Annotated in this window: 9 protein-coding genes and 1 pseudogene; 7 read left to right on the forward strand and 3 right to left on the reverse strand. The window is 35.8% G+C overall.

Features of this window, described 5'->3' with window-relative positions; genetic code table 11:
- Window positions 1-288: 288 nt before the first annotated feature.
- The 3 genes and pseudogenes from adhP to GYW75_RS08140 all read left to right on the forward strand — a co-directional run bounded on the left by adhP (window position 289) and on the right by GYW75_RS08140 (window position 3,818).
- The gene (gene adhP / locus GYW75_RS08130; protein ID WP_174798984.1) at window positions 289-1,323 is read left to right on the forward strand and encodes an alcohol dehydrogenase AdhP; all 1,035 of its coding nucleotides are present in this window, start codon (window positions 289-291) and stop codon (window positions 1,321-1,323) included.
- A 185-nt stretch (window positions 1,324-1,508) separates the two neighbouring features.
- Complete coding sequence (locus GYW75_RS08135) at window positions 1,509-2,960, forward strand: APC family permease (RefSeq protein WP_174798985.1); 1,452 nt, start codon at window positions 1,509-1,511, stop codon at window positions 2,958-2,960.
- Window positions 2,961-3,056: 96 nt separating this feature from the next.
- Window positions 3,057-3,818: pseudogene (locus GYW75_RS08140) on the forward strand (IS5 family transposase).
- Between the two features lie 340 nt (window positions 3,819-4,158).
- Here the strand turns inward: GYW75_RS08140 and GYW75_RS08150 are convergent.
- The 3 genes from GYW75_RS08150 to gltB form a co-directional block, all read right to left on the reverse strand.
- Window positions 4,159-4,446: an NINE protein gene (locus GYW75_RS08150; protein ID WP_174798987.1), complete on the reverse strand. Its 288-nt coding sequence runs from the start codon at window positions 4,444-4,446 to the stop codon at window positions 4,159-4,161.
- A gap of 356 nt (window positions 4,447-4,802) precedes the next feature.
- On the reverse strand, window positions 4,803-6,215 hold the full coding sequence (locus GYW75_RS08155) for an FAD-dependent oxidoreductase (RefSeq protein WP_174798988.1): 1,413 nt from the start codon (window positions 6,213-6,215) through the stop codon (window positions 4,803-4,805).
- A gap of 13 nt (window positions 6,216-6,228) precedes the next feature.
- Window positions 6,229-10,686 (reverse strand): glutamate synthase large subunit, encoded by a 4,458-nt coding sequence (gltB, locus tag GYW75_RS08160; protein WP_085164349.1) that lies wholly within the window; start codon window positions 10,684-10,686, stop codon window positions 6,229-6,231.
- Window positions 10,687-10,970: 284 nt separating this feature from the next.
- Between gltB and GYW75_RS08165 the strand changes: the two genes are divergently transcribed.
- From GYW75_RS08165 to GYW75_RS08180, 4 genes are all read left to right on the forward strand, one after another.
- A complete protein-coding gene (locus tag GYW75_RS08165) occupies window positions 10,971-12,497 on the forward strand; it encodes a fused MFS/spermidine synthase (protein ID WP_174798989.1) in 1,527 nt (508 codons plus the stop codon).
- A 10-nt stretch (window positions 12,498-12,507) separates the two neighbouring features.
- A complete protein-coding gene (locus tag GYW75_RS08170) occupies window positions 12,508-13,125 on the forward strand; it encodes an MFS transporter (protein ID WP_034915183.1) in 618 nt (205 codons plus the stop codon).
- 408 nt (window positions 13,126-13,533) lie between these two features.
- The gene (locus GYW75_RS08175) at window positions 13,534-15,060 is read left to right on the forward strand and encodes a fused MFS/spermidine synthase (RefSeq protein WP_174798990.1); all 1,527 of its coding nucleotides are present in this window, start codon (window positions 13,534-13,536) and stop codon (window positions 15,058-15,060) included.
- Window positions 15,061-15,070: 10 nt separating this feature from the next.
- Window positions 15,071-15,688: an MFS transporter gene (locus GYW75_RS08180; RefSeq protein ID WP_174798991.1), complete on the forward strand. Its 618-nt coding sequence runs from the start codon at window positions 15,071-15,073 to the stop codon at window positions 15,686-15,688.
- Window positions 15,689-15,707: the final 19 nt, after the last annotated feature.

The raw sequence follows: 15,707 nt of genomic DNA on the forward strand, positions 1-15,707 counted from the left end.
TTATTTTTTCTTTATGATATCAGCGATATATTGCTTGTCTGTAATAAGGCGTTAGTTTTGTTGTTCATGTATATCTATTACAGTCGTTTCTCAAATTACTGTAAACAATGTTAGGAATTCCTACACCTCATTTTGTTAAAAAGTTTCAGGAAAGACTACGTTTTAGTATAGTTTATTAAGTAATCAATGCTATTTAATAAAATTGTGAAATAACTCAAATTTTTTAAGTGGGATTAGGTTAAAATAAAACCAATGATATTTTAATTTTAAAATTTCCTAGGAGAAAAAATGAAAGCAGCAGTTATTAAGCAAGAGTGCGATGGTCAAGTCGAAATCAAAGATATTCCTATTCGTCCTTTAGAAGCAGGGGAGGCCTTAGTTGATGTTGAATATTGTGGCCTTTGTCATACTGATCTTCATGTTGCAGCTGGCGATTTTGGTAAAAAACCAGGTCGTATTATTGGACATGAAGGTGTAGGAATTGTGATTAAAGTTGCCCCAGATGTAAAAAGCTTAAAAGTTGGTGATCGGGTTAGTATTGCTTGGTTCCATGCTGGTTGTGGTACTTGTGAATATTGTATTTCTGGGCAAGAAACGTTTTGTCGTAATGCATTAAACTCTGGATATACTGTTGATGGAGGCATGGCAGAGCAGTGCATTGTTAAAGCTGATTATGCGGTTAAAGTGCCAGAAGGGCTCGATCCAGCACAAGCAACAAGTGTAACTTGTGCTGGTGTGACTACCTATAAAGGTATTAAAGTGGCTGCTACTAATCCAGGACAATGGCTTGCAGTATTTGGGATTGGCGGTTTGGGAACACTTGCTGTTGAATATGGTAAAAAAGTGTTTAATAATAAAGTGGTTGCTATTAGTAACAGCGATAGCCAATTAGAATTATGTAAAACACTAGGTGCTGATTTGGTCGTTAATCCTAAAAAAGTTGAGGATGTGGGCGTTTATATTAAAGAACACACTGGAGGAGGAGTGCACGGTGCTGTTGTAACTTCTGTGACTAAAACAGCATTCAATCAGGCCATCAATTCAGTGCGACCTTTAGGGCGTGTGGTCGCCTTAGGTTTGCCTTCAGAAAATATGGATTTAAGTATTCCTAAAACCGTGTTAGATGGTATTCAAGTTTTAGGTTCATTGGTTGGAACTCGTGAAGATTTAGCAGAAGCATTTCAGTTTAGTGCAGAAGGAAAGGTCGTGCCGATAGTTGAAAAAAGACCGTTGGAAGATATCAATGATATGATCGACGAAATGAAAGCAGGTAAAATTCGAGGCCGTATGGTTGTTGATATGAAAATGCAGAAGTCTAAATAAATTAACCTTATTTGTAATTCAAAAAGCTGGCTATATGCTGGCTTTTTTTATAAATCAAAAAATTATTCATTTGATTTATCTAGGTTTTTATGTGGATAATGTTAATCTTTTCTTGTTTTTTATAAATAAATCCCTATCATAATCAAATTTTGCTAATTAATTTTATATGTTTCAAGAGGAACTTCATGGCAGATCATAATTTAGAGAATAACTTGCGCAAGGATCTTGGTTTAGTTTCTGCATTATCACTAGTCGTTGGAATGGTTTTAGGTGCAGGAGCTTTTATGAAACCTCCTGCTGTGTTAGAAGTTGCTGGTGATTATAATTTTGCGTTGCTAGCTTGGGTAATAGGTGGTGTATTTTCTATTTGTGGTGGTTTAACTCTTTGTGAACTAGGAGTCATGTTTCCTCGAACTGGTGGAATGTTAGTATATTTAGAAAAAATCTATGGTGCGAAAGTTTCTCACCTTTATGGTTGGATGATAACTGTCTTATTTGCGCCTTCACTTATTGGAGCACTAGTCGGGTATTTTAGCTCAGTATTTTGCTTATTATTTCATATCAATGATGCTTATCGAATGGCCGTGAGTGCTGGCGTTTTAGTGTTTATTGCAACAATCAATGCAGTTGGCGTTAAACAAGCAGGTTATTTGCAAACCATTGCCACTATATGCAAACTCATTCCAATACTATTATTAGCTATATTTGGATTATGGAAAGGTAGTGGACAAGTGGTATTGTTCAGTGCTAGTGGGCAAGGGATTGAAAGCTATGCGCCTTTTGCTGTTGCTATTTTAGCTACTTTATTTGCGTATGACGGTTGGGCGCAAGTCGCATCGGTAGCTGGTGAAATTCGTAATCCGTCGAAAGTTTTACCCCAAGCCATAATTTTAGGTATAATCTTCCTTGTTGTAGTTTATGCTTGTATTAATATTGCATTATTCAAAATTTTTCCTGTTAAAGAAATGGTATCACTAGGACATGATGCTTCAGCGGTTGCTTCACAGCGGATGTTTGGGCATTTTGGTGGTAATTTAGTTGCAGTTGGTATTATGATTTCCATCTTAGGCGGCATTAATGGCTATATTATGACGCTATCTCGCACAATTTTTAGCATGGGAGAACGAGGGACTATCATTGGTGCACGTTATTTAAGTACTATTGATGAAGAAAGTCGCTCACCAATTAATGCGATTATCGTTTTAGTTATTTTTTCTTTCCTTTATTCAGTGTTACTCGATGCTGATCGTCTATCTGAAATATCGATGTTTTCCATATGGGTATTTTATTTATTAACTTTCATTGGTGTAATAATTGCTCGAAGAAAATACCCGAATGTGACTAGAACTTATAAAGTAATTGGTTATCCGATTATTCCTATCATCGCTATGTTAGGTGCAATATATGTTATTTACGGAATGTTAATTTATCAAACCGTAAATGGTATAGCTTCAATAGTGGTCACCTTAATTGGTTTGCCTGTGTATTACTATTATCATATAAGAAATAAAAATAAAGCGCTATCACTTGGTGAAATGAAAAAATATGATACTAGCACTAAATATATGATCGTTACGGTTTCAATAAGTATCATTTTGGGATTAATTGTTTATGGTTATATCGTTAGTGGCAAATGATAAGAATAGGGAGTGTTGAACTTTCGTGATTATTTTTTATACGGCATGATGTGAGTTATAATAATTCTGCCAAAAACAGCCATAACTCGATTCATCATGCCAAGAACAATGCTAACAGATAAACGGTGGGAAAAGATACAACAAATAATGAAAAATACTGGCCCGGATTTATAATAAATCCGATCACCGGATGACGTTTGAAGGGATCCTTTTCCGAATGAGAACAGGTATTCCTTGGCGAGATTTGCCAGAAGAGTTTGGTGAATGGAGCACCGTCTATAGACGATTTAATTTGTGGTCTAAAAAAGGCATATTAGTTGATATTTTCAAACATTTATCACAACTAGCGGATTTTGAATGGGTGTTCCTAGATGGCTCGACTATCAGGGCTCATCAACATAGTACAGGCGCTGCAACGGAACATTGTGAGCAAATAGGTCAGAGCTGTGGTGGTAATTCAACTAAAATTCATCTTGCGGTTGATAGTGGTGGTTTGCCTATTTGTTTTGAGCTTTCTGAAGGACAACGACATGATATCACTATGCAAAAAACCTAGTTGAAAAGCTCGATGAAGTCAATACAGTGATAGCCGATAAAGGTTATGACAGCGAGCCTTTTCGGTGCTTTGTTCGTCAAAAAGGCGGACGAACGGTGATTGCTAAACGTAATTATGGTAAGGATATAGATAAAAGCAGTATGGATAGGTGCCTTTATCGCTATCGTCATTTAGTCGAGAATGCCTTTGCTAGAATCAAGCAATATCGTTCAATATCAACTAGATACGATAAGTTGGAAAGGAATTATGCCAGTATGGTATCACTGGCATTTATGTTAATGTGGCTGCCAATGTATTGTTGAGTAATTTATGTACAGCAAAGATCAACAGCCCCTAGTAAGAATGAACGTTATAAAACTATTTTTTATGGAATTAAACGTTTGGTTAAAGTTGAAAAAATATTTACAAAAACCACCAACCTTCAAACCGAATGGAAAAGCCGAAAAGAGTGATACTAATTTTGAATTAATATGTAGCGTAATCAACAAATATTTAGTGATGCAAAAGATAGAAAATAAAAGCTCAAATGCTTTATTAATTTTTATAATACCTTTAAACCCCATAAAGTGATTTTAGGGAAAAACGCCTTATGAGTTTTAAAGGACTATTTTAATCATGAAATGTAAATAGCCTTTTTACATACTATGAATTTTTTTCATTTATAGCCTGTGTTGATGGTTCAGTGTGGCAAGCGTTATTAACTTGAATTGAAATATTATTTGGTGACAGATTATATTTACTTTTGTAGATACAGTTAGCATAGTCAACCATACCGCTAGTTAGAAATAGGTCTAAAAACCATCCAATACCTAATAAACCAGCAGTAAAAAACCAAATGAAGCCTGTAATCCATTTTCCACAGTACATGCGATGGGCTCCCCACATTCCAAGAAAGAACCATAATAAATATGCGACACCTTTACTTTTCATACTATCTCCATTTTATAATTAACTTATGTTTTTATTAATAATTAATGCTTTTTATAAATATTATTCATACCTGATGCAGTAGATAATTGATGTAACGTTAATTTTTAGTGTAACGATAATAGTAAAATCGCTAATTTTACTGTTTTCTTATTTATTCTGCAAATAGAAGAAGCATATAATATTACAAGAAGTTAACTCGATTTTGTTGAAATGAATGCTAATGAGTAATAAGTATCTGTTAGATTAAATCTGAGCTACTAAAATTAAAAATAAAAACTCGAATCATTAAAAACCCGCTGTTTTAAAGCGGGTTTGTTTTTTATTTAAAGTAATTTTGATTGAGAGCAAGATAGTCGCTAAATCTCTAAGTAATCTAAGATACCTTCAGCCGCTTTGCGACCTTCGCTAATGGCAGTGACAACTAGATCAGAACCACGAACAGCATCGCCACCAGCGAAGATTTTTGGATTGGTGGTTTGGTAGCTGTTAGCTTCGGGTGCGATGATTTTGCCTTGTGGGTCAAATTCGACACCATGCTGAGCAAGCCAAGGCATGGCATGTGGTTTGAATCCAAAAGCCATAATTACTACATCGGCAGGAAGAATAAATTCAGAACCTTCGATAATTACTGGCGAGCGTCGTCCTTTTGCATCTGGCTCGCCGAGTTCTGTCCTTACCATTTTTATGCCTGTGACTTGTCCTGTACCGTTAATTTCAATGCTGAGAGGTTGTACGTTAAATTGGAATTGTGCGCCTTCTTCTTTGGCATTTTTGACTTCTCGTTTTGAGCCCGGCATGTTGGCTTCGTCTCGGCGATAAGCACAAGTAACTTCAGTTGCACCTTGACGAATAGATGTTCGTACACAGTCCATTGCAGTATCACCACCACCTAATACCACAACACGTTTGTTTTTCATGTCAATGTATGGGGTATCTTGGGTTTGCGCATGTTTCATTATGTGTTTAGTGTTGGCAATTAAAAATGGTAAGGCATCATAAACGCCGTTGGCATCTTCGTTTTGAAGACCCGCTCGCATTGATTGATAAGTTCCAGCTCCCACAAAAACCGCATCAAATTCGTTGATTAAGTCGGTTAATTGTACCGTTTTACCGACCTCAGTATTTAGACGGAACTCAACGCCCATTTCAGTAAAAATATGTCTTCGGTTGATTAATACTTCTTTATCAAGTTTAAACGCTGGGATGCCAAAGGTGAGTAGTCCACCAATTTCAGGGTGACGGTCAAACACTACTGGCGTTACGCCATTGCGGACTAAGACATCGGCACAAGCAAGGCCAGCAGGACCAGCACCAATAACTGCAACTTTCAATCCTGTTTTTTCGACGTTTGATAAATTAGGTTTCCAACCCATTCTAAAGGCTTCATCAGTAATATAACGCTCTATATTACCTATGGTAACTGCGCCAAATTCAGCATTTAAAGTACAAGAGCCTTCGCAAAGGCGATCTTGTGGGCAAACTCGGCCACAAACTTCAGGCAGGCTGTTGGTTTGATGTGAGAGTTCAACCGCTTCTAATATTTTGCCTTCATTAACCAGTTTTAACCAATTGGGTATATAGTTATGCACAGGGCATTTCCATTCACAATATGGGTTGCCACAAGCAAGGCAACGATCAGCCTGCGCTTGTGATTGTGGAGCAGAAAATCCTTCATAAATTTCAACAAATTCAATTTTGCGAATGTTTAACGATTTTTTAGGCGGATCAACACGTTGTAAATCGATAAATTGATAAACATTTTGGCTCATTTTCGTGTTCTCCTTACTGTGCTTGAATACGTAATTCTGCTGATGAGCGACTGCGGTGCCCAAGTAGCGCTGTTACATCACTCGATTTTGGTTTGACTAATACAAATTGTTTTGAATAATCATCCCAATTAGCCAAAATTTCTTCCGCGCGTGATGAATGGGTAAGTTGAGCGTGCTCCATTATTAAACCACGTAAATGTTCTTCGTGAATTGAGTAATCAGCAACATTCAATAGTTCCACTAACTCTTTATTTATGCGTTTATGGAAATCACTATCTTCATCTAAAATATAAGCAAAACCACCTGTCATACCTGCACCAAAGTTAACTCCTGTTTTACCTAATACGCAGACAATACCGCCTGTCATATATTCACAGCCATTGTCTCCAATGCCTTCAACAACACTAATTGCACCAGAATTACGTACCGCAAATCGTTCTCCAGCACGTCCAGCGGCAAAGAGTTTTCCTCCAGTTGCACCATATAAGCAGGTATTACCGGCAATGGTTGCTTCATGGCTTAAAAATGCTGAGCCTTGCGGTGGTCGAATCACAATACGACCGCCAGCCATGCCTTTACCAACATAATCATTGGCATCGCCTGTGAGTGTTAAGTCCACACCTCCAGCGTTCCAAACACCAAAACTTTGACCCGCAGTGCCGTTAAAGTTAAGCGAAATAGGATCAGCAACAAGACCTTGGTCACCATATTTTTTGGCAATATAGCCAGATAAACTAGTACCCACAGAGCGATCAGTATTTTGTATATCAAAATAGAGGCTTTGGCTTTGGCGATTATCAACAAATTGTTGTGCTTGTGTGATGATCTCTTTATTTAGCACACCTTTATCAAATGGTTTATTGTCTTCAATACAATAAACTGGTTTGCCATCAATAGGTTTTGCTGTTTCGAGCAGTCCTGATAGGTCAAGTTTTTGTTGTTTTGCTGTGATGCCATCAAGTTCTAATAACAGATCGGTGCGTCCTATCAAATCGACGATACGACTGACACCTAGCTCGGCCATAATTTCTCGCGTGTTACGCGCAATAAAGCGGAAATAGTTTATCGCCTTTTCTGGCAGGCCATGATAATGTTCGCTACGCAGTTTTTCGTCTTGCGTTGCAACACCCGTTGCACAGTTATTAAGGTGGCAAATACGCAGATATTTACAACCTAAGGCAACCATTGGTCCTGTTCCAAATCCAAAACTCTCAGCACCTAAAATAGCTGCTTTGACAATATCAGTGCCCGTTTTTAAACCACCGTCTACTTGTAAACGTATTTTGTGACGTAACCCATTGGCGACTAATGATTGCTGAGTTTCAACCAACCCTAATTCCCATGGAGAACCAGCATATTTGACTGAAGTTAATGGGCTGGCGCCTGTTCCACCATCATAGCCTGAAATGGTAATTAAGTCGGCATAGGCTTTAGCAACTCCAGTTGCGATTGTGCCAACGCCTGGCTCTGATACTAATTTAACCGAAATCATGGCATTAGGGTTAATCTGTTTTAGGTCAAATATTAATTGTGCCAAATCCTCAATCGAGTAAATGTCGTGATGAGGTGGTGGTGAAATAAGTGTGACACCCGGTACAGAAAAACGCAATTTAGCAATATATGGTGTGACTTTGTCGCCAGGTAACTGACCACCTTCCCCCGGTTTTGCTCCTTGTGCTACTTTGATTTGAATAACATCGGCACTCATTAAGTAACTTGGTGTTACACCAAAACGACCTGATGCAACTTGTTTTATGCGTGATACTTTTATGGTGTTGTAGCGAGCTGGATCTTCACCGCCTTCGCCTGAATTTGAAAAACCACCGAGCGTGTTCATTGCTTCGGCAAGGGATTCATGTGCTTCAGGGCTTAGCGCACCAATTGACATGGCTGCCGAGTCAAAGCGTTTGAACAGTGATTCTTCTGGTTCGACTTGATCAAGTGGAATAGCTGCGTTTTCAGGTGGATTGAGCTTTAATAAATCACGCAAGGTGGCAATAGGGCGGTTGTTGACGATATCGGCATAGCGTTTGTAATCTTCATAATTGCCATTATTGACCGCTTTTTGTAGTGACTGTACTACATCAGGATTATAAGCATGATATTCACCACCATGAACATATTTAAGTAACCCACCTTGTTCTAATGGTTTTCTTTTCAGCCATGCACTTTTTGATAAGTTAAATTGGTCTTGCGCAAAATCATCAAAATTGGCACCATTAATACGGTTAGTAACTCCTTGGAAACAAAGTTCAACGACCTCTTTATTTAAGCCAACTGCCTCAAATAGTTTTGAACAGCGGTAAGAGGCGACGGTTGAAATGCCCATTTTTGACATAATTTTATATAAGCCTTTGTTAATTCCATTACGATAATTAAGAATGGCTTCACGGTAAGATTTGTTTATTGTGCTATTATCGACCATTTGGCCTAAGATTTCGTAGGCTAAATAAGGGTAAATTGCGGTTGCACCAAAACCAAGAAGTACCGCAAATTGATGTGGATCACGGCAGCTTGCGGTTTCGACAATGATATTAGCATCGCAACGTAAGTTTTTTTCAACTAAGCGTTGCTGAACAGCTCCAACTGCCATAGGCGCAGGAATTGGTAAGCGATCAGGCGCTATATTTTTATCTGATAAAATCAATAATACCGTGCCATTGCGAACTTTTGCTTCAGCATCACCACATAATTGTTCAATGGCATCGCGCAGGCTACCATCGATTTCATAAGTGATATCTAAGGCTTCTGATTTGTAATAACGTGATTCTAATGCTGTTAATTGTTTAAAATCTGAATAAACCAAAACAGGAGATTTGAACGCAACACGATGCGCCTGACCTTCTGCTTCGGCAAACACGTTCATTTCACGACCAATACTAGTTGAAAGTGACATAACGTGTGATTCGCGTAGTGGGTCGATAGGCGGATTTGTTACCTGAGCAAATTTTTGACGAAAATAATCATAAATTGAGCGAGGTCTTGTTGATAGTACCGCAAATGGTGTGTCATCGCCCATTGAGCCGGTGGCTTCTTGACCGTTTTCACCTAGCACTCGAATACATTGGTCTAGCTCTTCAGCACTATAACCAAATTGTTTTTGATAAGTTGCTAGCAAGATATCGTCATAATATCGAGAGCCAATGTTATCATCAGGTAGGTTTTCAAAAGGGATCAGTCTTTTAACATTTTTTTCCATCCATTCTTTATATGGATGACGTTTTTGTAAATCGTTGTCTGTTTCAGACGATTGTAAAATGCGACCTTCTTCAGTGTCTATAACTAACAATTCACCTGGACCAACGCGTCCTTTAGTGACGACTTCGTCAGGTTGATAATCCCAAATACCGATTTCGGATGCACAGGTAATGAGTTTGTCTGTCGTTATTACATAACGTGCAGGACGTAATCCGTTACGGTCTAAGTTACATGCGGCATAACGACCGTCAGACATTACAATACCGGCAGGACCATCCCAAGGTTCCATATGCATTGAGTTGAAGTCGAAAAAAGCACGCAGATCTTCGTTCATGTCAGGATTATTTTGCCATGCAGGTGGAACCAATAAGCGCATAGCTCGTACAATATCCATTCCTCCTACAAGAAATAGCTCAAGCATGTTATCTAATGAACTTGAATCAGAACCTGTGACATTAACAAAAGGTGCCGCATCTTGTAAGTCCGGAATGAGTGGAGTTTTAAATTTATAGGAACGTGCTTGTGCCCATTGTCTATTACCTTCAATAGTGTTGATTTCACCATTATGAGCTAAATGCCGAAAAGGTTGCGCTAATGGCCAACGAGGAACAGTATTGGTTGAAAAACGTTGATGAAATAAACAAATTGCTGTTTCCATTCGGATGTCAGCCAAATCTAGATAGAATCGAGGTAAATCTTTAGGCATACATAAGCCTTTATAGATATTGACCTGATTTGAGAAGCTACAAACGTAAAATGTATCGTCTTGTACCCGTTTTTCAATTCGACGGCGCACCATGTATAGGCGGCGTTCTAAATCAATTTTTGTCCATCCAGCGGGTGCATTAACAAAGACTTGTTCAATTTTAGGCAATGATGATAGGGCAATTTCACCAAGCACACTTTTATCAATTGGTACTTCACGCCAACCTAGAATGGATAAGGTTTCATTGGCTAATTCTTCTTCGACAATATCACGGCTAATTTGAGCTTCTTTTTCATCTTGGCTCAAAAACAACATACCAACGGCATAATTACTTGCTAAACGCCAGCCCGCATCTTGTGCCACTAATCTAAAAAATCGATCGGGTTTTTGTAATAAAAGTCCACAGCCATCGCCAGTTTTACCGTCTGATAAAATGGCACCACGGTGTTGCATTCTGGCAAGTCCGTGAATTGCAGTACGCACCACTTTATGACTTGGTTGTCCTTCAATGTGAGCAATTAAACCAAATCCACAGTTATCTTTTTCATGATGCTGGTTATATAACATATCATTGCCTCTAATTCATCGTTTTATAATTTAAGAAGGAATAGGCTTTAATTCCATATTGCGTGTGAAGTTAATCAAAAATTAGTTTTTGGTCAAATAAATATTACTTATAAGTTAATCTTCCAATATAGCGTTATTAATAAAGCTAATGGCGGTTTGTATTACGTTTATATCTAGTTGTATTTGATGTAAAATGAATAATTGTATAAAACATTAGCAATTAATTATATGTTTACTATAATAGTTATAAATAATAATAGTTAGTTAGGAGTAGGAAAATCGCTATGAAATATTTTGCTTGGTGCATTTCGCTTTTAGTTGGATTAATGAGCTTAGGTCAAGAAATGCTATGGTTTAGAATCGTTAGCTTTATGTTAGGTGGTGCTCCCTATGCTTTTGCACTTGTACTGTTCTTTTTTCTATTAGGTATTGCTTTTGGTGCAAATCGAGGCAAAGCAATTTGTACACGCTATTCGAACCTACTATTGGTCGGAGGAGTGGTTTTAATTTTTGCTGGTCTTATTGATATATTGATTCCATTTGTTATTCAAAGCCTAAATCAACCAAATAGTTTATTTGAATGTGTACGTACATGTTGTATTTTAATATTTGTCGTTGCAGCTTTAAATGCAATATTATTTCCAATTGTGCACCATTTAGGGACGAATATAGCCAATGGAAAAGTAGGTGCTTCAGTTTCTAAAGTCTATTTTTTTAATATTATTGGCTCAACGCTTGGGAGTTTGTTAATTGGCGGAGTTCTCCTTGATTATATTTCTATTTCATCAATGTTTATTTTAATAGGTATTGTTTGTATCTTATTAGGTGGCTTGATGATAATTAAAAAATCGGCAGTTTCTGTTTCTGCCTTTGCTATACTTGGTATTAGTTGCTTTTGTTTAGTCGATAAACACACTGATTATATTTTCAGAGATAGCTTCGGACAAGACATATCTATCAATTCTTATATTGAAAATCGCTATGGTGTAATTCATATCGCCGATGACAATAAGGATGGAAGAAAAAATATTGTATTAGGAAACAGTGTGTATGATGGTATTTTAAATATAGATCCCGATAATGATATAAATGATTTAAATCGACTTTATTTATTGGCAGCAACTCACTTAAATCCTAAAAAAGCGTTGGTTATTGGTGTAAGTGGTGGGGCTTGGACGCGTGCTCTATCAAGTTTCCCTACATTAGAAACAATTGACGCCATTGAAATTAATAAAGGTTACTTGGATATTATTAAACAATACCCAGTTGTTTCTCCAATACTAGATGATCATCGAATTAATATCTATATTGATGACGGTCGACGTTGGCTTAAACGAAATAGCGATAAAAAGTATGATTTAATTATTATGAATACTACTTATCATTGGCGTTCAGGTGCAACTAATCTATTATCGCAAGAAATGATGAATATATTACATAATTCATTAAATCCTAATGGTATTTTGGCATTTAATAGTACTCGTTCGCTAGATACATTAAAAACGGCACAATCGGTATTTAAGTATGCTTATTGGGGTACAATGGGCTTTATTTATGCTTCGGATTCAGAGATTAACATTGATGACAATGTTGCTAAAAATCGCCTTGATAAGTTGGTTTTAGATGGTAAACCATTGTTTAATGAAGCGTCTAAACAAGTTAAAAACGGTGCTTACCAAAAAACATTAGCAACCAAACTGTTAAGTCTAGATGAAGTTGAAAAGCTTTATAACTTAGGACGAGATACGGAAATTATTACCGATAGTAATATGATAACTGAATATAAATATGGTTTTTTGAGAAATAATTAAGGACGCTTTTATGTTAAGTAAGAAACAATCACTACTATTAAGCACGCTATTTTTTATTTCTGGAATGAGTGGCTTAACTTATCAAGTTGCTTGGCAACGAGCTCTTTATTCGGCTTTTGGATCTGATGTTGATTCTGTAGCAATTATTGTATCGGCATTTATGTTAGGACTTGGTTTAGGGGCTCTTGGAGGAGGAAAAATTGTTGATAAATACCCAAATAAAGCACTACAGTTTTTTTGTTTTAGTGAATTTGGAATTGGTTTATTTGGAATAATTAGTTATCAACTTATTTTATTTGTCGGTGATATCTTTATTGTTTATAATTTAATTGTTGTTGCAATTGTTAATTTCTTATTGGTGCTTATTCCAGCCCTTTTGATGGGAGCAACACTTCCAATTTTAATTACTTATATAGCACAGTTTTGGAAAAATATTGGTCAAACCACTGGACATCTTTATGCGATTAATACTTTTGGTGCGGCAATTGGTGCAATTTTGACAGGATTTATTTTATTTAACTATTTTGCTCTTAATGTTGTAACGATATTTGCTGCACTAGGAAATTTTGTTGTTGCTATATCTGCTTATCTATTTTTTAATAAAATGCGAATAAAAAAGAGCGGATAAGAAGATAGAATAATACTATAAAGATATTAAAAATGATAAATCGGCGATAGTTGTCGCTGGTTTATCAATATATTATTAAAATCAATTAGTTAATTATTTAAACAATACAAGCTTTTTATTACTAACTAAGTTTAAATAAGTAATAAAGATTATTTTGATATATTTACCCTCCTTTTATAAAAATTGCATAACAATACCTTTATAATTGAATGAAAAATAAAAAGAATACTGGCTTAATAAATATATTTATAAGTCAATCTTCCAAATATAGCGTTATTAATAGAGCTAATGGTGGTTTGTATTACATTTATACCTAGTTTTATTTGATGTAAAATAAATAATCGTCTAAAATATTAGCAATTAATTATATATTAACTATATTAGTTATTTCGGAGTAGGAAAATCACTATGAAATATTTTGCTTGGTGCATTTCGCTTTTAGTTGGATTAATGAGCTTAGGTCAAGAAATGCTATGGTTTAGAATCGTTAGCTTTATGTTAGGTGGTGCTCCCTATGCTTTTGCACTTGTACTGTTCTTTTTTCTATTAGGTATTGCTTTTGGTGCAAATCGAGGTAAAACAATTTGTACACGCTATTCGAACCTACTATTGGCAGGAGGAATGGTTTTAATTTTTGCTGGTTTTATTGATATATTGATTCCATTTATTATTCAAAGCATAAATCAACCAAATAGCTTAACTCAATGTATAGGTATATGTAGTATTTTAATATTTGTCGTTGCAGCTTTAAAGGCAATATTATTTCCAATTGTGCACCATTTAGGTACGAATATAGCCAATGGAAAAGTCGGTGCTTCAGTTTCTAAAGTCTATTTTTTTAATATTATTGGCTCAACGCTTGGTAGTTTATTAATTGGCGGAGTTCTCCTTGATTATATTTCTATTTCATCAATGTTTATTTTAATAGGTATTGTTTGTATCTTATTAGGTGGCTTGATGATAACTAAAAAATCGGCAGTTTCTGTTTCTGCCTTTGCTATACTTGGTATTAGTTGCTTTTGTTTAGTCGATAAACACACTGATTATATTTTCAGAGATAGCTTCGGACAAGACATATCTATCAATTCTTATATTGAAAATCGCTATGGTGTAATTCATATCGCCGATGACAATAAGGATGGACGGAAAAATATTGTATTAGGAAATCGAATGTATGATGGTATTTTAAATATAGATCCAGATAATGATATAAATGACTTAAACCGGCTTTATCTATTAGCGGCAATTCATCCAAATCCTAAGAAAGTGCTGGTTATTGGTGTTAGTGGTGGGGCTTGGACGCGTGCTTTATCAAGTTTTCCTACATTAGAAACGATTGACGCCATTGAAATTAATAAAGGTTACTTGGATATTATTAAACAATACCCAGTTGTTTCTCCAATACTAGATGATCATCGAATTAATATCTATATTGATGACGGTCGACGTTGGCTTAAACGAAATAGTGATAAAAAGTATGATTTAATTATTATGAATACTACTTACCATTGGCGTTCAGGAATAACCAATCTATTATCGCAAGAAATGATGAATATATTACATAATTCATTAAATCCTAATGGTATTTTGGCATTTAATAGTACTCGTTCGCTAGATACATTAAAAACGGCAAAATCGGTATTTAAGTATGCTTATTGGGGTACAATGGGCTTTATTTATGCTTCGGATTCAGAGATTAACATTGATGACAATGTTGCTAAAAATCGCCTTGATAAGTTGGTTTTAGATGGTAAACCATTGTTTAATGAAGCGTCTAAACAAGTTAAAAACGGTGCTTACCAAAAAACATTAGCAACCAAACTGTTAAGTCTAGATGAAGTTGAAAAGCTTTATAACTTAGGACGAGATACGGAAATTATTACCGATAGTAATATGATAACTGAATATAAATATGGTTTTTTGAGAAATAATTAAGGACGCTTTTATGTTAAGTAAGAAACAATCACTACTATTAAGCACGCTATTTTTTATTTCTGGAATGAGTGGCTTAACTTATCAAGTTGCTTGGCAACGAGCTCTTTATTCTGCTTTTGGTTCTGATGTTGATTCTGTAGCAATTATTGTATCGGCATTTATGTTAGGACTTGGTTTAGGTGCTCTTGGAGGAGGGAAAATTGTTGATAAATACCCAAATAAAGCACTCCAGTTTTTTTGTTTTAGTGAATTTGGAATTGGTTTATTTGGAATAATTAGTTATCAACTTATTTTATTTGTCGGTGATATCTTTATTGTTTATAATTTAATTGTTGTTGCAATTGTTAATTTCTTATTGGTGCTTGTTCCTGCTCTTTTGATGGGAGCAACACTTCCAATTTTAATTACTTATATAGCACAGTTTTGGAAAAATATTGGTCAAACAACTGGACATCTTTATGCGATTAATACTTTTGGTGCGGCAATTGGTGCAATTTTGACAGGATTTATTTTATTTAACTATTTTGCTCTTAATGTTGTAACGATATTTGCTGCACTAGGAAATTTTGTTGTTGCTATATCTGCTTATCTATTTTTTAATAAAATGCGAATAAAAAAGAGCGGATAAGAAGATAGAATAATACTAT

The sequence above is a fragment of the Gilliamella sp. ESL0232 genome (genome assembly GCF_013346885.1).
Classification (GTDB): domain Bacteria; phylum Pseudomonadota; class Gammaproteobacteria; order Enterobacterales; family Orbaceae; genus Gilliamella; species Gilliamella bombi.